The sequence below is a fragment of the Myxococcales bacterium genome, from assembly GCA_016706225.1.
GTDB lineage: Bacteria > Myxococcota_A > Polyangia > Polyangiales > Polyangiaceae > JADJKB01.
Genome location: JADJKB010000024.1, coordinates 352,909 through 374,236 on the forward strand (window position 1 = coordinate 352,909; position 21,328 = coordinate 374,236).

Annotated in this window: 13 protein-coding genes; 6 read left to right on the plus strand and 7 right to left on the minus strand. The window is 67.2% G+C overall.

The genetic code is table 11. The features are described from left to right. Positions 1–97: 97 nt before the first annotated feature. Positions 98–811 carry a hypothetical protein gene (locus IPI67_37470; protein MBK7585863.1) on the plus strand — a complete coding sequence of 238 codons (714 nt, stop codon included), beginning with the start codon at positions 98–100 and terminating at the stop codon, positions 809–811. Positions 812–830: 19 nt separating this feature from the next. Here IPI67_37470 and IPI67_37475 read toward each other — a convergent pair whose 3' ends face one another. The 5 genes from IPI67_37475 to IPI67_37495 form a co-directional block, all read right to left on the minus strand. Beyond that, positions 831–5,816 (minus strand): hypothetical protein, encoded by a 4,986-nt coding sequence (locus IPI67_37475; protein MBK7585864.1) that lies wholly within the window; start codon positions 5,814–5,816, stop codon positions 831–833. Between the two features lie 44 nt (positions 5,817–5,860). Then, the gene (locus IPI67_37480) at positions 5,861–6,454 is read right to left on the minus strand and encodes a DedA family protein (GenBank protein MBK7585865.1); all 594 of its coding nucleotides are present in this window, start codon (positions 6,452–6,454) and stop codon (positions 5,861–5,863) included. A gap of 220 nt (positions 6,455–6,674) precedes the next feature. Then, positions 6,675–7,619, minus strand: coding sequence for an SUMF1/EgtB/PvdO family nonheme iron enzyme (locus IPI67_37485; GenBank protein ID MBK7585866.1), 945 nt, complete (start codon positions 7,617–7,619; stop codon positions 6,675–6,677). A 49-nt stretch (positions 7,620–7,668) separates the two neighbouring features. After that, the gene (locus tag IPI67_37490) at positions 7,669–8,358 is read right to left on the minus strand and encodes a hypothetical protein (GenBank protein MBK7585867.1); all 690 of its coding nucleotides are present in this window, start codon (positions 8,356–8,358) and stop codon (positions 7,669–7,671) included. 112 nt (positions 8,359–8,470) lie between these two features. Further along, positions 8,471–10,513: a beta-propeller domain-containing protein gene (locus IPI67_37495; GenBank protein ID MBK7585868.1), complete on the minus strand. Its 2,043-nt coding sequence runs from the start codon at positions 10,511–10,513 to the stop codon at positions 8,471–8,473. A gap of 333 nt (positions 10,514–10,846) precedes the next feature. Here IPI67_37495 and IPI67_37500 point away from each other — a divergent pair, with 333 nt between their 5' ends. Next, positions 10,847–11,377, plus strand: a complete 531-nt coding sequence (locus tag IPI67_37500) for a hypothetical protein (protein ID MBK7585869.1) — start codon at positions 10,847–10,849, stop codon at positions 11,375–11,377. A 16-nt stretch (positions 11,378–11,393) separates the two neighbouring features. On the opposite strand, the gene IPI67_37505 is transcribed toward IPI67_37500, so the two are convergent. Both IPI67_37505 and IPI67_37510 read right to left on the minus strand, forming a co-directional pair. Next, entirely contained in the window at positions 11,394–12,545 is a 1,152-nt protein-coding gene (locus IPI67_37505; protein MBK7585870.1) for a hypothetical protein, read from the minus strand. A gap of 26 nt (positions 12,546–12,571) precedes the next feature. Beyond that, positions 12,572–13,024 carry a VOC family protein gene (locus IPI67_37510; protein MBK7585871.1) on the minus strand — a complete coding sequence of 151 codons (453 nt, stop codon included), beginning with the start codon at positions 13,022–13,024 and terminating at the stop codon, positions 12,572–12,574. 382 nt (positions 13,025–13,406) lie between these two features. Here IPI67_37510 and IPI67_37515 point away from each other — a divergent pair, with 382 nt between their 5' ends. The 4 genes from IPI67_37515 to IPI67_37530 are packed head-to-tail and all read left to right on the plus strand — an operon-like array spanning position 13,407 to position 21,202. Further along, positions 13,407–17,786: a CoA activase gene (locus tag IPI67_37515; protein ID MBK7585872.1), complete on the plus strand. Its 4,380-nt coding sequence runs from the start codon at positions 13,407–13,409 to the stop codon at positions 17,784–17,786. 40 nt (positions 17,787–17,826) lie between these two features. Beyond that, on the plus strand, positions 17,827–18,318 hold the full coding sequence (locus IPI67_37520; protein ID MBK7585873.1) for a hypothetical protein: 492 nt from the start codon (positions 17,827–17,829) through the stop codon (positions 18,316–18,318). 4 nt (positions 18,319–18,322) lie between these two features. After that, positions 18,323–19,732: an amidase gene (locus tag IPI67_37525; GenBank protein MBK7585874.1), complete on the plus strand. Its 1,410-nt coding sequence runs from the start codon at positions 18,323–18,325 to the stop codon at positions 19,730–19,732. Positions 19,733–19,792: 60 nt separating this feature from the next. After that, on the plus strand, positions 19,793–21,202 hold the full coding sequence (locus IPI67_37530) for a hypothetical protein (protein ID MBK7585875.1): 1,410 nt from the start codon (positions 19,793–19,795) through the stop codon (positions 21,200–21,202). Positions 21,203–21,328: the final 126 nt, after the last annotated feature.

Below are 21,328 nucleotides of genomic sequence, written 5' to 3' on the forward strand. Positions count from 1 at the left end.
GGGCGCCGTCAAGCCTCGGCCCCCGCAGAGCGCCTTCCCGCGCAGCCCGCCCTGGCAGTCCTGGAAATGAACCGAGTCGCTGCGCTACTCTGTGCACGTGCGGTTTCGCGTCACCTGGCATCGCGCGGAGGAGCTCGGCCTCGACTACGACTCACAGCTGGTGCGGGGCGGCATGGTCGTACGCGCGGAGCCCGGCGAGGTCTCGCAGTTCTCGACCGTCACCCTGGAGCTGATCGCACCCAGCGGCGAAACCCTAATCCTGGACGCGCAGGTCGTGCAGGCCTTCCCCGGCGTGGGTGTGGCGGTCGTCTTCGGTGCCACGCCCGCCCTCGCTGCCTTCGTCGAGGCGGCGCGCTCGGTGCCCGGTCGCGACCGCGAGGCCGAGCACGCTTTCCTCACCGCAGCCGAGCTCGAGTCCGAGCCCGTCGGCACAAAACAGCTGACGACCGCCTCGCGGATCGGCGCAGCGTTGCGCGGCGGTCGCGACGAACGGGCGGCGATCATGCGTGAGAATGTGCCGGCTCTGCACGGTCACGTCTTGCGCAACCCCGGCCTCCAGGTCGACGAGGTGCTCGCCATCGCAAAGTCGCGTGCCGTCTCACCGCAGATCCTCCAGCAGATCGCCGACAAACGCGAGTGGTCGCAGCGCTCGGAGATCGCCATCGCACTGATCAGAAATCCGAAGTGCCCGGTCGGGGCGGCCGTGAAGTTGCTCGACCACGTCAGCGCCACGGAGTTGCGTCAGCTGGCCAAAGATCCGAACGCACGCACACCGATCCAGCGCGCCGCTCGCCGCAAGATCGTCGGCTGAGCTCGGCGCGGCCACACGGTCACGGACCGACGGTCATCATCACTGGGCGTGTCTCGAAGCGGGCTTCGGGCTCGTAGTAAGCGTACGCGACGGACGCCGGCGCGAGCGCGCGGACCGGAAAGACCGCCCGCATGCGGAAGCCGAGCTGGACCGGAGTGCTCCTTTGGATCGCGTCGAGATAGAGCAGCACGCGCCGGCCGCCGCCGGCGTGCCGCGCGATCTTCTTCTCGTTCACCAGGCGGTCCAGGTCCTCGGACATCACCTCGAAGCCCGGAGGGACGCCGACCTCGATCAGCACCATGCCCGAAGGACGCTCGGCGTTCCAGCGCACGTCGGCACGCACGTCGAGGGTCTTGCCGGGCGCCGCGTTGCGCGAGCCGTAGTCCATCCTGAGCACGATGGGCGCCGCTGCGGCCGCGGCCGCGGCGCTCGACCATGGCAAGTAGTGCGTCCCCACGAGCTGGTACGCGATGTCCGCGCCCTTCGAGGCCTCGAGCTCGATGGTGTTCTCGCCCGGGCGCACGCTGGCCGAGAGCGACACCAGCTGATGCACGTCGAACGTACCTGGCTTGAGCTTGACCTCTTTCACCAGCTGACCATGGGCGCGCACACGGACCGTCTGTTGTCCGGCACCGGAAGGTCGCGCATCGTCGAGTAGGGCGCGCAGCGCAGCAATGGTCGCGGCGGTCGAGAGCCAAAGGCCGTTTGCATCGCGCTTGGAGACGAGCCAGCCGAGCGCCTCCTTGTGGAGCGACTTCTCGCTGTCCGCCCTGGCGAACAACTGCGCCGCGAGCCCGGTGGTCTCGATGCTCAGGCTCTCCCCGTAGCTCTCGGTGATGCCTCGGCCCACTGAATCCCAGTGTGCGAGCCCGCCGTCGCGTTTCACCTGACCGGCGAGCGCTCGGATGCGCGAGGCCGCTGCCTCCTTCCTGCCGCCGGACGAGAGAGCGTTGCCGACAAGAGCGAGCACGTACGGGTCTTCCTCGTTCGAGCGCTCTAGCCAGTCGAGCGCTCGAAGCAGGCGTGCGTCCCGATCGCCCGTCTGCGCGATCGACCAGGCAATGTAGGCGGTGGCGAGCAGATCGTGTTTTCCGAGCGCACCCGCCGAGCCGACGCCGTGGGAGGGAGCTTCCCACGAGCCATCGGTGCGCTGCGCGGAGTACAGGAACGCACGAGTGCGTTGCATCAGCTCGTCGTCCACCGGGCGAACCTTCGACATGTCGTGGAACTCGGCGAGCCCGTAGGCGGTGAGCACCGTGTTGGCCGGCCCACGCCCGAACCAATCGAAGCCGCCCCCCGAGACCTCGAAGGACAGCAGGCGCTGATACCCGTCGTCGATGTAGCCCGTCGCTTTCTGTTCGACGGCGGGGCTGGAGCTCTTCGTGCGCCGGAGGAAGTCGAGCACGAGCACGTTCGGATAGGTCGTCGACGAGGTTTGCTCGAAACAGCCGGATGGCCGCCGCAGCGCGCCGTCAAGCACCTCGACCAGCTGGCTGAACGTGCCTCCGTAGAGTTTCAACGCCAGCGAGCTGCCGCCCTCGATGGCGTCGGTCGGAATGTCGATCTTTGCTCGTGTGGTGCCCGCGAGCGCACCGTTGACGACGCTGACCACGGGCAGCCCGTCGGGTTCGATGCTGATCTTACGCTCGACCGCATCGGACAGCGCGGTGCCGGAGGCCTTCACTCGAACGAGCTTTGTCCCTGCCGAGGCAGCTCGCACGCTGAAGCTGGCGCCCCGTGTCTCGTTGGGGGCGAGCGCGAGCTCGAGCTCGGGTTTGCCGCGCACCTCGAATCCTTCAGCCTCGAGCTGCAAGCGAACCTTCTGGGGTTCGGCCAGGTAGTTGAAGACCGTGACCGGGATGGCCACCTGGTCACCCTGGGTCAATGTTGCCGGGGTGGTCACGTCGACGAAGAAGTCCTGAAACGCAACCAGGGGGAGCGACAGACTGCCGAGCTCACCCTGCTCGGACACCGCCGACAACATCGCGCGGTAGGTCGTGATGGAGTCCGCGAGAGGGATCTCGATGCGCGCGTGCCCGCTCTGGTCCGTTACGACCTCGGGCAACCACAAGAGTGTCTCCGGGAAGAAGCTGCGCACGCGGATCGGCGCCCCGCTCGGGTTGTCTGCCGGTCCCGCCACCGCGTAGCGCTTGTTCCCCATCGAGCCTTCCTCCCCCTTGGCCCGCGTGCCCATCCCGCCTTCCTTGTTGTCGGAGTCCTCCGCCGAGGCGTAGCTGCTCTCGTAGCCTTCGAAGTCATAGACCTTGTGCTTGCTGTTCCTCGCCTGGTGAACGAGCAACCCGAAGGCCACGAGCGTCAGCGGCAACCCGACGAAGCTCGCACGGCTCAGGAAGAGCCAGAGCCGGCGCCGTGCGCTGGTCAGCTCCGTCGCTGCACTTCGCAGCATCGAGAGCATGCCGAACGCCAGCTGCGCAGCGAGCACCAGCACACACGGCACCAGCAGGAACGTCTCGGTGCGGGTGATCACGGCTCGAACCCAGTTGAATCTCCCGGCCGTGCCCGCGGCGATGGCGAGCTGACACGCCAGCATACCGGCTGGTCCAAGCCACAACGCGCGTCTGAGGGCGGGCAACGCGCGCGCGACGTCGGTGTGGCCGAGCCCCTGGAGCGCGCGGACCTGGAGCACAAAACACACGACTGTCGTGGTGGCCCACGCGATGCCTGCGACGAGCAGCTGTTTGCCGTAACCCAGGCCGAAAAACTGGCCGTTTTGCGTCATCGCCGTCGCAAGAATCGCGAACACCAGCGGCAGCACGGTGCCCAGGAACCAGTAGGTCATCGAGCGACGCATGCCCACGCTGAACTCGATGCGATCGTGGAGGTTCACGTCAGGGAATGGCGGCGTGTGTTGCACGCGCCGGAGCCCGAAGCCGATGAATGCCACGACTGCTAGCAGCCCGAGCGCCGCCAGCCCGAGGATGCCGATGCCCCCGGAGCGTTCCTTTCGCTCTACTGCGACCATGGGCAGCACGCTGCGGTCGAACCAGGTGCCCGCGCGGCTTGGCCCCTGCAGACCCTCGGACAGAACCCCCAGAGCTGCAAAGCGTACGTTGTCCGAGCCGGTTCCATCGAGCACCCCCGGAAGATCAGGCGCGATTCGATCGGAGGGTCCGTACGAAATGCGCTGTCCGTCTTCATCGTAGCGGCGGCGCTGATAGGGTTCCAACTCGCGCCCAAGCGTGAGCAGGCGTTTCTCGAGGTCGGGGCGCACGTCCGCGAGCGCGAAGAACGCCTCGTCAACCGCAGACAAACCCAGCGCGACCTTCGCCGGTCCCCCCGGACCGCGCGCGAACACGTCGAGGGAGGCGGTCTCGCCCGGCGAGTACTGCTTCTTGTTCAGCTCGGCGGTGAGGACCAGCTCGCCGGCCGCGTCCGTCAGGAAGAAGCGTTGGCCTTCGAACAGCCCCTTCTCCCCGAACGATTGGGCGTGCAGTCGCACCAGGCCCCGGGCCGACGCCGGGATCTTCAGCGCGACCTCGGTCGCCTCACCGGTTGAAGCCGCGTGGCCCGTGCCGATCAGTCGATCCCCCTTCCACAACGCCAGCTGCAGCGTGCCCGGATTACCGCCCGGGACGAACACCCGGATCGGAGCCGTGCCACCGGCTGGCAGGGTGGGCTTCGCGGCCCGAAGCAACAACGGTGGCCGCGTGGGGATGGTTTCCTCGTAGCGGCCCCGCATCCGATACTGCTGCGCTCCTCTGAAGATCCTGGCTTCGCTGACGCCCGTGCGCCCCTTCTGGTCGATCGCCCGCACGACCAGCGACTCGCCAGCTCCAGGGATGACGTTGACGACGGCGATGCCGTCGACATCGGTGGCGGCGCTCGGGAGCTTCGGATCCACGCTGACCTCGGCGCTTGCCGGTCGGCCCCCGTCGCTGACCACGACGAAGAGCTGGTTCTCCACTCCGGGAATCAAGACGCCGCTCTCCGGGATGGCCTCGACCTCCAATGAAGAGCCAGCGACGCGCAGCTCGCCCTTGCCTTCGAGAGTGGTCCCGCCCTCGAGCTCGACGACGCCCACCAGCGGCCCGGTTTTTTGGGGTGGTGCGAGCTCGAATCGATACTCGCCCTTCTCGTCGGTCTTGCCCTCGGCGACTGCAGTCGGCCCGACTGCCCCGCGAAACACCCGCGCTCGGGCACCGACCACGGGCTTGCCAAAACTCCACACCGCCGAGAGCGAGCCGTGAACGATCTCAGCCCGCTGGTAGCGCTCGTGTTGGACGTTCAGCGTGAGTTTGCCCTTCGGGAGCGCGTAGCGCTTGATCAAGATCTTCTGTCGCGCCAGAGCGAACCGGCCCGACACTTCGACCGTGTACTCACCGAGCAAGATCTCGCTCGCGAGCGTGAAGTCCGCGTGAGCAATGCCGAACGGAGAGGTCTTGCGGGTCTCCTTGAAGACCTTGGTCCCGTTCGGATCGAGCACTGTGAAGAGCACCTCCTTGTCCGCGAAGGGCCGCTCCTCTGGATCGAACGCCAGCGCGCGCACGTGCACGGTCTGCCCCGGCTGGTACAGCGGCTTGTCCGTGCTGAGCGCCGTGGTCGGGGAACGTTTGCCCCACACGTCGACAGCGCGTCCGCTCGCCTCGCTGTCCCGAGGCAGGAACGCCGCAAAGGTGAGTGAGCTCCATCTCTTCTCCGGCAGGCGAGCCTCGGCGATCCACTCACCGCCCGCGTCGGTGACCCCTGCGGCGAGCGCTTGCTCTTCCTCGCGGTCGATGAACGCCAGCAGCTGGACGCTTTCGCCTGCAATGGGACGGCCGGTTCGGAGATCGTGAACCAGGATCCGGAAGCGCTCGCTGCCGCCTGGGGTCACCCGCTCCGGGGCCTCCAGTGACAGCACCCGAAACTCTCCCGGTTCGCCGTTCCCGTGGAGCTGCCATTGCCAGCCGACAAAACACGCGAAGGCAAACGCCCCGAGGGCGACCAGGGTCCAGAACCACTTGCCCCCGAGCCAGGTCGGGTCTCTCTCGACTGGCTCGACCATGGACTACCTCAGAGGGTCTGCCTTCGAGCCCCCGCGCTCGACACTCAGCTGGCTTCGCTCTTGCGCATGATGCGGTTCGAGAGCAGCACGTAGGCGCCAAAGAAGATGAGGCAAGCTGGGATCAGGAAGGGCAGGTTCTTCTTGACCATTGCCGTGCCATTATGGACGAGGTCGACGTAGCTCATCGCCGCAGTGGTCGAGCCGAAGTAGTAGCCGATCCCGGTCAGGATGGTCACCCAGATCCCTGCGCCGAGCCCGGTCCAGAGCGTGAAACTCTTTAGGTTCATGCGCGAGAGGCCCGCCGGGATCGAAATCAACTGCCGGATCGCCGGCAGCAGGCGACACACGAACGTCGCGCCGGCGCCGTAACGTCGAAATATCTCTTCGGCGCGATCCAGCTTTGGCTTCGGCAGGAAGAAGTACTTGCCGTACTTCTCCAGGAACGGCGTGCCCAATCGCGCGAACAGGAAGTAGTTCACGTAGGCGCCTGCCAGAGAGCCGCCGATGCCTGCGACGACCGCGACCGTCGCGTCGAGCATCGGAGAGCCGAACGACAGCTCACCCCGGGCAGCCAAGAACCCGGCGGGGATCATCACGACCTCGCTGGGGAACGGGATGAAGGAGCTCTCGATCGTCATGAACAGGAGGATCAAGAAGAAGCCCCAGGTCGAGGCGTGCGTGGCGATGGTCTGGATGTATTGGATCAATATTTCGGTCACGGGAGCACCCTGGTGGACGCCTCCTAGCTCAGTTCCGCGTGTGCTGCCCCATTCCGTGAATGAACCCACGGAAACAGCAAACGAGCCGGGCGCAGCTCGGGAAACAAAAATTAATGATTGCCGGCGTTTGACGACTCAGTCACTTCGCGGTCTCTGCACAGCGGAAGCCGGCGTCACCGTAGAAGTCGCCCGCCGAGAACTCGGTCTCGGTGGTTTCGTTTCGGAGTCGCCACTCACCTTTTGGATCGATGAAGGCTCCGCCGTGGCGGGCCCGCTTCACGTTTTCCGCAGCGCTGCCGAGCACTCCAGGTGGCCCCGCGTAGTTGGCGGTCTTGTTCGGAAACGGCGCCACCCACGGCTGATCCCACACCCACTCGAACACGTTCCCGACGAGATCGACGACGCCGTCCACCGTTACGCCATTCCAGGCGGCGCCGACCTGGAGTGGGATCAAGGTTCCACAGTCCTTGACGATCGCTTGCTCGCAGTTTGGTTCCGCATCGCCCCACGGGAATGCCGTCTTCGTGGTGCCGTGGTTGTTCGCGGCGAACACCCACTCGGCCTCCGTCGGCAGGCGCTTGCCGTCCCACGCGCAGAAGGCCGCCGCCTGGAACCACGACACACACGTCATCGGCAGGTCTTGTGAGTCGTGCGCCTGGCCCAGGTCCCAGGTGGTTTTTTCCAGGCCGAACGGTTCCGGCGTGAAGCAGTCGGGGTGTGCTCCGTTCGTCCGGTTGTAATGCGGTTCTGCCGCCAGCGTGTTCCACGCCGAGTCCCAGATCATCTGCTGCTCGTAGGGGCCGCCTGGATCCAGACTGCACTTGTCACACGGCATCTGCAGGCCCGACTCCACCCAGTCGCGATAACGCCGCACCGAGACCTCGTACTGATCGAGGCGAAAGTCGTGGGTGAACTCGACGCTGAAGGCGTCGACGCCGTTGTAGTTGTAGCCGAAGGTCGCGTTCGCTGCCGGGATCAGCGCGCTCGTGCCGCCCGGGCCGCCCTCCTCCACCTTGTACTCGGGAAAACAGCCCGTGACGCCGAGCGCACCGCACAAGAGACCCGCCAGTCGAAGCCGTAGCATGCGCCCACGATAGCACTGCTCGCGCCGTGAAATGCAGCGGAGAGCGGCTTCACCCGGTCCGAGACCCCGGCGGCTGCCGCAGGGTTTCCGCGCTCGGAACAGTGGATGCGGGCGGGATCCCGGGCAGCAAGTCTGCTCCGGAGACCTTCGCCCAACGACCGTTCGTCAGGTCACGACTCGCCGCTTCCATCATTCCCAGAAATGCGCTGAAGCGTTCCGACCCCGCCCACGGTCGCTCCCGCGCGTCGGGTTGCAAGACATCCGTGAGCACGACCTTCGCCATCCCAAATCGGGCCGTGAGCTCGGTCATGTTGTAGAGGCCGTTGAGGAGCACGGTGGTGAAGTGCACCTCCGAGCACAGGGGCATGCAGAACGCCTCGAGGCTACCGTCGCCCGGCGACACCAGGTGGTAGGCGTGGGTCGTGAGGGTGAACTCCGGGATGGGAGCCGTCTTTCGAGCTTGGAGCATCGCACCCGCGCCAAGCAGGAAGAGTACGCCCAGTGCGGGCAGTGCAACCACGAGCCAGTCGAAGCCGGCGTTCGCGAAGCGAGAGACTCCAGCAATGACCGCGATGGCCCCCGCGATGCCCAGCACCGCGATGCACCCGAGCTGTTCGCTCTTGAGCCCCGACTTCGTTGCTCCCGTCACGGCGACGCGGGCGAGAATTCGATCGACGTACTCCGGTGGCAGCGACCTGGTGTCGAGCTGCCGGTGAGGTGCGACGGGCTCGGCGTGCATGACTCAACCGGCCGCCGGGGGACTGGAATGAGTTGCCACGCCCTGATTCAGCCCCCCACTTGCCACGGCGAACCTACTCGAACCGCGCGGCCCTGTCACTCCGCCGACGCCCTCACGGCGTCATGGCAATGTCGGCCAGATCGGTGCCGAAGTGTTTCATGCGCTGCACCTTCAGGCGATCGGTGGCGATGGAGTACACCAGCTCGTCGAGGAACACGCTGCGCTTCACTGCCGACGTCGCGTTCGACCACCAGGTGTTGCAGTCGACGCCCTTCTTGCCGTGGTCGATGGCGCCGAGCTTCTTGAAACCGCGCTCCACGGATACGTCGTAGACCATGAGACCGCTGAACGCGAGCTCTCCGCTCCGGCCGTCGCCGCCCCCCGCACACAGCGTCATCGGGATCGCCAGGAGCCCGCGCTCGCTGAAGTAGTTGAAGGCGAGGTGATCCGTTGCGGCCTCGGAGCTCGAGCCCCGAGTCCCGATCTTCTCCTTGTGGAGCAGCTTGGGCTCCACGGGATTCTTCACATCGAAGAGCTGCAAGATGATGCCGTCGAAGAACGCAAAACTCCCGTGGTCGTCGGCGTCGAAGCCGATGGAGAGCAGGTGATCGCGGTCAATGCGGTGCATGTACGTAGAAAATCCGGGGATCTTCAGCTCACCCAGGACCTTCGGCCGCGCGGGATCGTAGAGGTCGAGCACGAACAGCGGATCGGTCTTCTTGAACGTCACGACATAGCCACGGTCGTCGTCGAAGCGCACCGCGCGGATGTCCTCGCCGGGCGCGATCTTCGCAACGGCGCCGACCCGCACCAGGTTGCCGCCTTCCCCCTCCGCCAGCACCGACACCGCGCTCTCGACCTTCGGGTCCGGGACCTTGCCCCGCGTCGTTGCGATGCGCAGGTAGCCGTACCACTCGTCCATCGAGAACTGGTTCAGCACGTGGCCTGGAACCACTCCGCTGCCGACGTAGCGGGTCTCGGTCGGGCTCGCGCCGATGCGGAACTTGTGTATTTCGCTGACCTCGTCCACCTGCGGATAGAACGAGTACCAGCTGCCGTTGCGCCCGTGCCGCCGCTGAATCACCGACAGATACAGCGCGTCCGCCGACGCGAACACCGCGCCGGGGCGGCTCTGAAGGGTGGCGGTCGTCGGTCGAGTCTGGTCGTCCTTCAAGTTGAACGAGACCAGCGTCGTGAACGACCGCCCGTCGCCGAACGCGGTACGCAGGAGGCCGCCGCACAGCGACTGCGTGGTCCCTTGCTCGCGGATGGTCGGCAGCGTGGCGCGCAGGGCTCGGATCTTCTTTTCGTTGTCCCGCTCGAGGCGAGCGAACTTCGCGCGCACGACCGACTCCGGGGTTCCGCACGTCTCGAGCTCGTCCGGCCACGTCTGATACATGGGTGCGGGACTGTCGCCGTCGGCCACGACCGTGTGCACCGCGTCGCCGATGCGCCGGGCTGCAACCAGCGAACCGGACAGCTGGAGCTCGCGCTTCTTGACGGGGTGAGCGCGATCCGAGACGTCGAACACGAGGACGCGGGTCGAGCTGCCATCCCCGGCGAACTGGCAGTCGTAACCGTAGGTGCAGCGCTTCGCGCTTCCGCGATCCGACGTGTAGACCACGGCGCGGTCGCCCAACACGAACAGCTCCCGGGCCTTTCCGCCGAGCGGCGTCGTCGATACAACGTGGGGTTTCAGCGCTTCGACGATGCGCAGCGCTCCGTTCAGGGCAAGGTAGACGAAACGGCCGTCGGTCTTGACGATGTCGGCCTCATCCACGCCCTTGACCTGGTTGTTGGTGCCGGAAGCGCTGGCTGCTCTTGCCACACCCCGACCCGAGACACTGCCCGAACCGATGCCGCCGCCGCCCTGACCAACACCGCTCAGGCCGAGCCCGCCATAACCGAAGGACGAGCCGATGCCGGAGCCCCACATCCTGCCCATGGCGTCCCTGGCTTCGCGGGCTTGCCAGCGATACTGCTCCCAGCATCCGGGTTGGGAGCGGGCCCAGTCTGCGAGCGAGGCTCGGAGCTGTGCCTTCATTTCTTTGATCCGCGCTGCAGCCAGCGTCTGCTCGAGGCGGTCCATGTCTTCGCAGGTCGCAGTGGCCAGACGCGCCTCGCTCAACGCTGCGGCGGCCGGCTCTCCCGGCATGGCGGCGGTGACCTTTTGCGGGGGCGGACGCGGCGCCGGGGCCTTGGCGGATGCCGTGGGCGATACGGCCAGGAGCAGGGGTGCCGTTGCCGGCGAGGGCGTGTTCAGTGGCTTTTGCGGCACCGACGCCGTGGGCGCGCAGCTCGCCCCGAGCGCCAGGACGAAGCAGGATTTTGTCAGGACTGAAAGCAAGGGAGTGCGAGTCACTGCCGTCTGACCACTGCGAGGCGAGAAGGTTCCTCGAAGAAATTGCGGGGCTCATCAGCGGCAGTCTTGTCCTCGCGCCCGACCCCGCTGCGCTCGACGACAATGGGCCTGTGATACTCTCCGCTGATGGATCGAAGGGTATCGCTGACCATGCTGCTCACGTTGGGCGTGCTGGCCTCCTGCGGCTCCTCCTCCAGTAGCGACGGTACCGGCGGCTCGAGCAGCGGCGGCGCCAGCACCGGGGGGAGTTCGAGCGGCGGCGCAAGCACCGGCGGCGCTGCGGGCACTGCTGCTGGCGGAGCCGCGGGCTCCACGCTCGGTGGCACGGGCGGGGGCGGTGTGGACGCAGGGAGCGACGCGAGTGATGGCGGTCCCTTCGTCCAAGACGCCGGCATGTTCGATTGTCGCGGCTGCGGGTGCGATGGCACCACGCACTACTGCGTGAACATTGCGGCGGGTGCGCAGGGGGTCAAACCCTTCGGCACGGGAGAATGTCAGGACGTGACCGACCCCGGCAAGGAGGGTTGTCATCCGCTGCCGTCGGCGTGCGCGGGCGTGCCCGCTTGTGGTTGTCTGCCCTCGCCGATGCCTGGTTATGGAGCGTGTTTCTGCGACGACGTGGGCGGCGGGCTCTCGTACAACTGCGCACTGCCCTGAGCTTGGTGACGCGGAGTCAGGCTCCGCGCGCGGCTTTCACTCGGTAGGGAACCGTTGCATCGCCGTCGCTCGTTGCTGCGTCCAGGATCGCCCGCGCCTCGTCGGGTAACGGAGTGATCCTTGCCAGCGCCCGCGCCGCGGCGAAACCGCGGTCGCGGGTCTCGGCGTCGTGGATGTCCCGACAGGGTCGCACCGCGTGCCGCGCCAGTGCCGGAGCCGCCGCCCGAACCTGCGCCTGCATGCTGCGCAGGGCGTGGCAGAGGTCAGTCCAGGCTGCCGCGATGTTGCTGTCATCGAGCAGACGGACCAGGTCAGCGCTCTCGGCGTCCCCGAGCACGCTGTCGGGCGCGATCAGACGCATCGCAGCGGACACGGCGGCGCACGCCGGCGCCGCATGTTCCTCCTGCACGGCGAACCGGAGGAGCAACGCGCGGGCGGGTGTCCCCATTGCTGCTGCGATCCGTTCGCACGCGCGCGCCCGCTCGCTGGGCGAGGGGTGCTCGAGCAACATCTCGTCGTCGAGCGCGGCGCCGCGTCGTGCAACGAGCCAGCGCAGGGCAGCGAGTCCGCGCGGGGCGGAGGCTGGCTCCGGAAACGCCGTTGTGAGCGCCTCGGTGGCGGCCTCGAGAGTCGCGACGGGGAGCGCGGCCAGGGCGCTGACGCCGACCTCGTCGAGGAAACGATCCAGGGTAACGCTGCCCACGCTCCGCGCTGCGAAGCACATCGGAAGCGTGGCGGTGGCGCCGTGCAGAGCGAGCGCCGCGGCCGCCAAGTCCGAGACGTATCGACGCTCGAGCCCCTCCGCCGCGTCGGAGTATGGATCCACGAGCTCCCGATGCTCAGTGGCGTACCTGCGATCATCGAGCGCGGCGACGAGGGCGTCCAGTGTCTGCTGCGAAAACGGCGCGTGCGCCGTCACGGCAATCAGCTGGACGACGTCGATGTGTGTCACCACCTCGCCGCCGAAAGTCGAGAGAATGAGCGAACGGCAGCTGGAGCCGTCGGGGTCGCGTTCGAGCCACGCAATCACCGAGCAACGGCTCTCGCTGCCGGCGCCCGGATCATGAGCGGCCGTCTCGCGACACACCACTCCTCCGCCGTCCGCCGACACGGACTGCGTGACCCCGCCGGCGCCCTTCGTCCACGTCGCCGACGTCCACTCAGCCATGCTCGGGCTCCGCGACCTGGTCGAGCTCAGCGTTTCTGCTGTTTGGCGAAGAACTCAGCGCCGCGCTGCTGGATGACCTCTGGTGAGAGGGCCTCCAAGAACGTCGCGAATGCCCAGGAGTTGTCGTTCGCGTCCGCGACGATCCCAACGCGCTCGCCGAAGAACATGTCGGTCGGTGGCATCTTCGATTTCGCGCCGGCGGCCGTGGCGCGCTCGTAGGCCGCATTCACGTCCGGCACGTAGACGTGGAAGAGAGCGTTCGTCGTCTCGGGATCCCGCGCGGCTCGGTCGACCGCGACGCGCGTGTCGCCGATGCAGATCTCCGCGTGCACCACCTTACCGTCCGGGCCCTCGAACCGCATGCCCGGCTCCGCGCCGAGCGTGAGCCTGGCCCAATCGATGTAGGCCTCCGGATCCTTGACGTTCAGCCCCGTGGTGACAGTGGGGTAACCGGGACGCGTGAAGCTGTTGTTCGACATGTTCTTCTCCCCGCTCGGGCTGGACCCGAACTCAGCTCGCGTAAGGCAGACTCGTCGGGAAGGGAAGGCGGACCGCTCTTGTCGCGAAATGCTCGAAGCGAACCGGCGGCAGGGTGGGTTGGTCTCGCCTCGGGGGGGGGCGTCTCCGCCACCCCGGGCCCGTCAGCGCGAGTGGTCAGCCGCGGGTGCAGCGCTTCACCAAGCCCTGACATCGACGTTCTAGATTTGAGCGCGCGGCTGCCGAAAGGCGTGAGACTGCGGCTGACTAGCGAGGCACAAACGCCGCAGTCACAGCGCTCGAAATGACATCGGTCATGACACACCGCGGGATCCCGACTCCCACTGACGTCAGTGTCAGTAGATGGCGCTACGCTGGCTCGCCATGGCAGAGCGCAGACTGGGCGGTGCGCGCTTCGTCGGTATCGACGTGGGCGCCGAGACGGTGAAAGTCGTGGAGCTCGTTCGTGAAGACGACGCGCTCGTCTGGACGCGACGTCGCAGTGTCGAGCATCACAAGGAGCCCGGGCGGGCAGTGCTCGCGGCGCTCGCCGACTTCGGCTGGGACGATCTAACGGGGGCGAGCGTCGTGGGGCGCGCGAGCCGGATCCTCGCGCTGCCCGCCGTGCCGACCAAACAGGCGCAGGCCGCGGGCGCGCGCTTCTTGACCGGTGCCGCCGAGGCGACAGTGGTGAGCATCGGAGCGCACGGCTTCTCGGTGCTCGAGCTGCGACCGAGTGGCGTCGAGGTGTTCCGGGAGAACTCGCGCTGCTCCCAGGGCACGGGGAATTTCCTGCGGCAGCTCGTCGAGCGTTTTGGCCTCGACATCGAGGCCGCGAGTGAGATGGCGGAGGGTGTGAAGGAACCAGCGCTCCTGTCCGGTCGCTGTCCGGTGATCCTCAAGACCGACATGACCCACCTCGCCAACAAGGGCGAAGGTCGTGAGCGCATCGTCGCCGGCCTCTACGACGCCGTGTGTGAGAACGTGCAGGTGCTGCTCAAGCCGGCGGTGTCTCCCAAACCCGTGCTCTTGATCGGTGGGGTGTCCCGGTCGCGGCGAGTTCAGGAGCATTTCAGCCGGTTTCTCGAGCGGAACGCCATGCATCTCTTGCCAACGACCGGGGACGACGCCGTGTATGTCGATGCCCTCGGCGCCGCGCTCGTGTCGGCGGAGCGCCCCGCGCGGCTCCCGACCTTCGATCGACTGCTCGCACCCACCTTGCACGCTCACCTCGATCGTGTGCCCGCGCTGGGGAGTCAGCTCTCGCGCATCACACGCATGGAGCGGCCGCCGCTCCCGACCCTCATCGAGGGAAAGCGAGAGGTCATCGCCGGCTTCGACATCGGGTCGACGGGGTCGAAGGTCGTCGCGCTGGACCGAGGCTCGAAGGAGATCTTGTGGGAGGGCTACATCAACACCAACGGGGATCCCGTTGGGGCCGCCCAGGCGCTGATGCGAATGCTCAGCGAGTCCCCGGTCCGTGAGCAGGACCTCGTGGCATTCGGCGCAACCGGCAGCGGGCGCGAGATCGTCGGCTCGCTGCTCTCGAGCTGCTATGGCGCCTCACGCGTCTACGTGTTGAACGAGATCGCGGCCCACGCCGAGGGCGCTCTCCACTACGACGGCAGTGTCGACACCATCTTCGAAATTGGTGGGCAAGACGCCAAGTACATTCGCCTCTCGGAGGGTCGCGTGGTCGACGCGGCGATGAACGAGGCGTGTAGCGCCGGCACCGGCTCCTTCATCGAGGAGCAAGGCAGGAAGATCGGCGGCATCGACAGTGTGGTTCAGCTCGGTGAAGAAGCGCTGCGCGCCGAGGGTGGCGTCTCGCTCGGGCAGCACTGCTCGGTGTTCATGGCCGAGATCATCGATGAGGCCGTGGCCGCAGGCGTGGACACCAGTTCCGTCGTCGCCGGCATCTACGCCTCGGTGATCCAGAACTACCTGAACCGCGTGAAGGGCGCGCGCTCGGTGGGGCAGGTGGTCTTTTGTCAGGGCATGCCCTTCGCGTCGAACGCCCTGGCCGCGGCCGTCGCTCGTGAGACTGGCAGTCGAGTCATCGTACCGCCGAACCCTGGCACCGTCGGGGCGCTCGGCATTGCGTTGCTCACCCGGAAGGCGGTTGGAGCGGAGGTGGCCGGCGGCGTCGACCCCGAGCGCCTGCTCTCCGCCAAGGTCGTTCGTCGTGACACCTTCGTCTGTCAGAGCAAGAAGGGCTGCGGCGAGCCAGGCAACAAGTGCCGCATCGATCGCGTGGGGACGGTCGTCGAGGAAAAACCCGGCCGCTTCACCTGGGGCGGGAGCTGCTCACTCTGGGATCGGGGCACCGGCAAGAAGAAGCTGCCGGATCTCGCGCCGGATCCCTTCCGCGATCGCGAGGCGCTGATTGCTCGCATCGTCGAACGGGTGAGCGTCGACCGGGGCGGGACCAAGATCGCGGTCACCGACGAGTTCCAGCTCAAGGGCCTGTTCCCGTTCTTCTCGACGTTCTTGTTCGAGCTCGGTTTCGACGTCGTGTACGAGCGGAGCGCCGGTTCGAAGACCCTCAAGCGCGGCATCGAGGAAGCCAATGTACCCTGGTGCGCGCCGATGCAGCTCTATCACGGCATCGTCAGCGCGATGGCCGACCGCGAAGTGAGCTTCATCTTCGCGCCCATGCTGCGAGAGATGCAGCACGTTGCCCAAGAGCCACACGCCGTTGCGTGTCCCGTGGTGCAGGCCAGCCCTGACGTGCTGCGCCTCGACCTCGGGGAAAAGCGTGGTGCGCGCCTGCTCTCGCCAGTCGTGGATTTTGGTCCGGAAGGCTACGAATCCAAGGAATTCCTGCGCAGTTGCCAGAGGGTCGCGGAGTCCCTGGGGGTTGGCGGTCTGACTTGGCTGCGGGCGTACCAGCGCGCAAAACGCGAGCAGGCGAGCTTCGAACGCGAGTGTCTCGAGCTCGGACGCCAAGCGCTGCGGTTCTGCCGGGAGAACGACGTCTTGCCCGTGGTCGTGCTCGGGAGGCCGTACACCATCTACAACTCGGTGCTGAACTCCAACGTGCCCCCGCTCATGCGCGAGCAAGGCGCGATTGCCATCCCCATCGACTGCTACGAGGTCGCTGCGGACGTGCCGACCTTCAACGGAGTGTACTGGGGTCACGGACAGCGCAACTTGCGCGCCGCCCACCAGATCCGCCGCACGCCGGGGTTGTATGCCATCTGGTGCAGCAACTACTCGTGTGGTCCCGACAGCTTCAATCTGCACTTCTTCGCCTACGCCATGGCGGGCAGGCCGTTTGCGGTGATCGAGACCGACGGCCACTCCGGGGACGCCGGCACCAAGACACGCATCGAGGCGTTCTTGCACTGCGTGCGCGAGGACCTCGCGCGCGAACCGACATACGAGGTCGAGAATGACCTGACCCGAGTTGCGCGGCAAAGTCACACACTCGCGGACATTCGCGCCTCCGGTGAGCGCCTCCTGGTGCCCCGCATGGGCGAAGGCTCGGAGGCAATGGTTGCGTGTCTGCGGGGGGTCGGCGTCGAGGCGGAGGTCTTGCCGCGGCCCGATCGGGAGGCGCTCCGCCTCGGACGCCGCCAGACCTCGGGCAAAGAGTGTGTGCCGATGACGATCACGCTGGGCAGCCTGCTCCAGCGTGTGGAGCGTGAGCCGAATCCGGAGCAGCGCTTCGCGTTTTTCATGCCGACTGCGGAGGGGCCCTGTCGCTTTGGCGTGTACAACATGCTGCATCGCCTGGTGCTCGAGCGGCTCGGCTCCGCCGATCGAGTGCGGATCTGGTCGCCGGCCGACAAGGACTACTTTGCCGGCGTGGCTGCGGGATTCTCCGCGCTGGTGATGGTCGGTTTTGCGGCGCACGACATGCTGGAAGCCGCGCTCCTCGACGTGCGGCCGCGCGAGGCCGAACGCGGTCTGGCCGACGCGATCTTTCGGCGTTACCAGCGTGAGCTCTTGGACCGGCTGGAGCAGGCTGGCGGCGAGGATCTGAGTGTGCCGCGAGCGCTCTTTCAGGTGGCGTCGGGACGCCTCTTCGGCTGCACCGACATTCTCCGGCGCGCCGCCGCCGAGCTCGCGGGTGTGCGGACGGAGCGCGAGATGCCGACGGTGCTCGTCGTGGGCGAGATCTACGTGCGCTGCGACCCCTTCTCCAACGACTTCGTGATCGAGAAGCTGGAGCAACGCGGCGTTCGCGCGCGCTTCGCGCCTTTCTCGGAGTGGCTCGAGTACACGGACTACATTCACACGCTGCACGGCACCAAGTCCGGCGTGGCGGCCAAGCTGTCGTCGATGGTGCAGCAGCGCATCCTCGAACACACTTACTCCGTGGCCGGCGAAATCCTCGGTTGGCCAGCGCGCATCGACGTGCGTCAGACCATCAACGCCGCGAAACCCTACGTGCGCGACGACCTTGCCGGCGAGGCCGTGCTGACCGTCGGCGGACCCGTGCACGAGTGGCACGAAGGCCTCATCGATGGGGTCGTGAGTGTCGGGCCGCTCGAGTGCATGCCGAACAAGATCTCGGAGGCACAGTTCTTCCACGTGGCGGAGCGCGAGGGCCTACCGTCGCTCACGCTCGCCCTGAACGGCGATCCGGTGGACCCCGCGGTGCTCGACGGTTTTGCGTTCGAGGTGCACGAGACCGCGCGCCGCCGCCGCGACGGGCTCGCGCCCGAGCCCATTCGCCACAAACGCCGGCTGCGCGTGCTCACCGGCGAGGGTCGCGCCCAGGACGTACCTCGCGGGTGCTCCTTGCCCGCCGAGTGACGAAACGGGCGAGGCTTTCCTCCCCGCACTTGCCGTGACAATGCTGGTGTGGATGAAACCCTGGGCCATGGGTTTGTTGCTGGTCGCGTGCAACAGTCGAACCCCGAGCACGCAACCGAGCACAGCCCCGCTCGAGCCGACCGCGTCGGCCCCCGTCGACGCGCCGAAGCCGTCCGCTTCGGTGGCCCCCGCTGGCGAGGAGGCCGGTGCCGACGCGATTGATCGACTCGTGCGCCGGCTCGCCGCACAACCGCTGTGGACGAACGGCGTCTCTCCGCAGTTGAAGCTACCCAAGACCACACCCGTGGCGGAGGTCGTAGCGCAGGTGCTTTTGATCGTGAGCTTCAACCCGGGCAAGGTGAAGACCCACGAGGTCATCTCTACGCGCAGCGTGGTCATTGGCTCCGAGCCCGAGCCGTACCAAGCCGCGCTCGTCGACACCGATCAGGGGCGCAAGATCGTCCTGCTCCGCTACGAGCCGCCGGATTTCGGCTGGTGGAGCCGGGTCTTCGACGTTCCCGCTCGGGAGTGAAGCGATGTCACGAGCAGGCTCCGAACCCGCCAACTGGGACGCCGTGGAGACGGCGGCGCGCATCCGCAGCGGCGAGGTCAGCGCGCGCGAAATACTGCGGGGTGCCATCGCGAGAGCAGAGAGTGCTAGCCCCCTCGGGGCACTGGTCACGCCGACCTTCGAACGGGCGCTCGAAGCTGCAGAAACGCTGGGGAGCGGAGCGCTTGCAGGAGTCCCGAGCGCATTGAAAGATCTGCTCCAGGTCGCGGGCGTTCGCACCACCTGGGGCTCCCAGGCCATCGGCGACTATGTGTCCAAGAAGTCGGACCCGTTCGTGCGTCGTTTCGAGGACGCGGGGCTCGTCAGTCTTGGCAAGACCGCGACGCCCGAGTTCGGCCTCACTGCGACAACTGAACCACTCGGCCGCGATCCGTGCCGTAATCCGTGGGATCCGCGGCGAATCACCGGCGGCTCGTCCGGTGGCTCGGCGGCGCTCGTGGCCGCCGGGGTGATCCCCATTGCGAGCGCCAGTGACGGCGGGGGCTCCATCCGCATTCCCGCGGCGTGCTGCGGGCTCGTGGGCTTCAAACCGTCGCGCCTCCGCTCCGACATGCTGGGCTCCAACTTGTTGCCCGTGAACATCGCCTGCGACGGAGTGCTCACGCGTAGCGTGCGTGACACCATCGCGTTCTTCGATGCCGTCGAGTCCGGGCGGCCGCCGAGGAAGATCGATGCGATCGGCGCGGTCCGCGCAAAGCCAGCGCGTCGCATTCGGGTCGGCGTGTTCGTGAACGCTCCCCTCGGTCTCCCGGTGCATCCAGAGGTCCAGGCGGCCGTTCGGGCGGCGGCGGCCACCTGCGCGGCCCTTGGGCACCACGTCGAGGAGATCGACGTTCCGTTCGCCGCGTCGGTGGTCGAAGACTTTCAGAGGTACTGGGCCTACGTGGCGTGGGCGCAGGTCCGATTTGGCAAAATCGCGACGCATCGCGGGTTCGACGCCCGCCGCGTCGAGCCATGGACCGCTGCGATGGCCGCGGCTTTCACCGGGGCCCGCTGGGCGGCGTTTGGCGCCATCCGAAGACTTCGCCGCTTCGGCGAAGTGTACGACGCGGTTCTGCAAGACTACCCAGTGCTCGTGTGCCCCACCGTCGCCGCGCCCGCGCCCGTCATCGGGCATCTCGCTACCGATCTGCCCTTCGAGTTGGTGTTCGGTCGCGTCGAGGCGTTCGCCGGGTTCACCTGCATCCAGAACGTCGCCGGCGCGCCCGCGATTTCTCTCCCGCTCGGGCAGAGCACCGAAGGGCTCCCGATCGGAGTTCAGTTTGCGACGGCGCGCGGCGAGGATCGCCTGTTGCTCGAATTGGCGCGAGAGCTGGAGAGCGCGGCGCCCTGGCAGCCGACAGCGCCGTCTGATCGCTGGCGCTCTGCCGTCTGAACCGCGCGCCCGGGGATTGTGAGCTTGTCCGCGACGAGGTCTCGCGGGATCATCGCGACGATGCAGGAAGCGGCCGGCACTCGGCTCGAGTCGGACGCGGTCCGTTGGTTCGCTCACGAGCGAATCAGACGCAGAGCCCGCAACGTGAAGTGGGGCGCGGTCGCTGCCTACCTCCTGAGTCTGGGAGGCGTGGGCACGATTCCGCTGCTCGGCTGGGCGGCGGCCCTGGCAGCCGTGGTCGCGGGGGTCGCCTGGCTGCTGCAAGCCGCGAAGCCGGGCCAGTTCACCGAAGGCGAGTCCGAGCCTGGCACGCTCGTGCTCGACGGCCACACACTGGTCATCCAGTCCGGCGAGAGAACCGAGTCCATCGGGGCTAAAGAGGTCGATTGTGGTTGGGTCGAGGAGCCGGACTACGTCGTGCTGGTGCTGCACGATGGCCGCAGTGTGTCGGCGCGCGTGTCCAGTCGAAAAGCGCGGCTCGCGGTGCTCTCCGCCCTGGGAGTGAGTGCCGCCGATCGCGTGCTGAGCGTCCCGATCTACAGCCGCATCGGGAGCGTCCCGGGTGGGGAGCTCATGGCGGCAGTTGCAGGTGTGATCCTGCTGCCGCTGGCGGCCTTGGGCTGGAGCGGCGCCAGCTTCGCGATGTGGGAGGCCCTCACTGGTCAGCTCGCGCTGGGTGCGGGCTTGATCACCTTGGCGGGCATGCTCTTGCTGATCGCAGTCACCACACTCCCGGCGTGGCTGCTCCTGGCCGCGCTCCGGAGCCGCCGTGCCGTGATCGGGACGGACGGGATCGTGATCGAGGGTGCGTGGCGAACGGTGATCCCGTTCTCCGAGGTCGAATCGGTGACCCTGAACGCAACGGGTGCCGAGATCGAGCGCAAGAACGGCACACGGGTGCGCTTGCCCACGGGACGCAGTGATCCGCTCTACCCCACCCCGCAAGGGGAAGAGGAGCTCAAGCGGGCGCAGCGGCTGATCGAGCGCGCGAACGAGGCGATGGGCGCGGCTGGCGGGAGCGGACTGCTCGAACAGAAGGCCGCGTGGCTCGAGAGTGGTGGGCGCAGCCTGGAAGAGTGGCGGCACGCGCTCGAGGTGCTGGGTGAGCGCACTGGGGACTATCGGCGTCCAGGGATCACGAACGACGAGCTGCTCGAGATTGCGCGGGACGCGGCCCGCAGCCAGGAGCAGCGCCTGGCCGCGATGTTCTTGATCGCGAAGCGCGGCGCCGACATCAAGGCAGCGGAGGCGAGCCTCGAAGCCTGCGCGGACAAGGATCTAGCGGCGCTGCTCCGCGCGGGCCTGGGCGGTACGCTCAGAAAGTGCGCGAGCGAGCAAGCCGCCGTCCTCCCAAGGCTGCGTGTCGCCGAAACCGATACTGGCGCCGCCGACGAGGAAGCGGAAGCCAGCGTGGACGCCGAGCGCGAAGATGCCGCCGATCGGCGGTCGCGTCGCGAAGCCTCGAGCTAGAGCGCCGAACAGGTTGAACGTCGTTTGTTTTCAGCGACTTGCAATGTGTTCGGCGCTCGCGCGCGGAGCGCGCACGGCCGAAGGCCGGGGGTTTGGGGCGCAGCCCCAACGTAAGTGTCCTAGAAC

What these genes read in the sequence shown, in the direction of transcription:
- IPI67_37520 (MBK7585873.1), top strand. Translation starts at nt 17,827, where the DNA reads ATGCTGGTGTGGATGAAACCCTGGGCCATGGGTTTGTTGCTGGTCGCG.
- IPI67_37495 (MBK7585868.1), bottom strand. Translation starts at nt 10,513, where the DNA reads ATGCCGGGAGAGCCGGCCGCCGCAGCGTTGAGCGAGGCGCGTCTGGCC.
- IPI67_37525 (MBK7585874.1), top strand. Translation starts at nt 18,323, where the DNA reads ATGTCACGAGCAGGCTCCGAACCCGCCAACTGGGACGCCGTGGAGACG.
- IPI67_37515 (MBK7585872.1), top strand. Translation starts at nt 13,407, where the DNA reads ATGGCAGAGCGCAGACTGGGCGGTGCGCGCTTCGTCGGTATCGACGTG.
- IPI67_37485 (MBK7585866.1), bottom strand. Translation starts at nt 7,619, where the DNA reads ATGCTACGGCTTCGACTGGCGGGTCTCTTGTGCGGTGCGCTCGGCGTC.
- IPI67_37475 (MBK7585864.1), bottom strand. Translation starts at nt 5,816, where the DNA reads ATGGTCGAGCCAGTCGAGAGAGACCCGACCTGGCTCGGGGGCAAGTGG.
- IPI67_37490 (MBK7585867.1), bottom strand. Translation starts at nt 8,358, where the DNA reads ATGCACGCCGAGCCCGTCGCACCTCACCGGCAGCTCGACACCAGGTCG.
- IPI67_37530 (MBK7585875.1), top strand. Translation starts at nt 19,793, where the DNA reads ATGCAGGAAGCGGCCGGCACTCGGCTCGAGTCGGACGCGGTCCGTTGG.
- IPI67_37500 (MBK7585869.1), top strand. Translation starts at nt 10,847, where the DNA reads ATGGATCGAAGGGTATCGCTGACCATGCTGCTCACGTTGGGCGTGCTG.
- IPI67_37480 (MBK7585865.1), bottom strand. Translation starts at nt 6,454, where the DNA reads ATGACGATCGAGAGCTCCTTCATCCCGTTCCCCAGCGAGGTCGTGATG.
- IPI67_37505 (MBK7585870.1), bottom strand. Translation starts at nt 12,545, where the DNA reads ATGGCTGAGTGGACGTCGGCGACGTGGACGAAGGGCGCCGGCGGGGTC.
- IPI67_37510 (MBK7585871.1), bottom strand. Translation starts at nt 13,024, where the DNA reads ATGTCGAACAACAGCTTCACGCGTCCCGGTTACCCCACTGTCACCACG.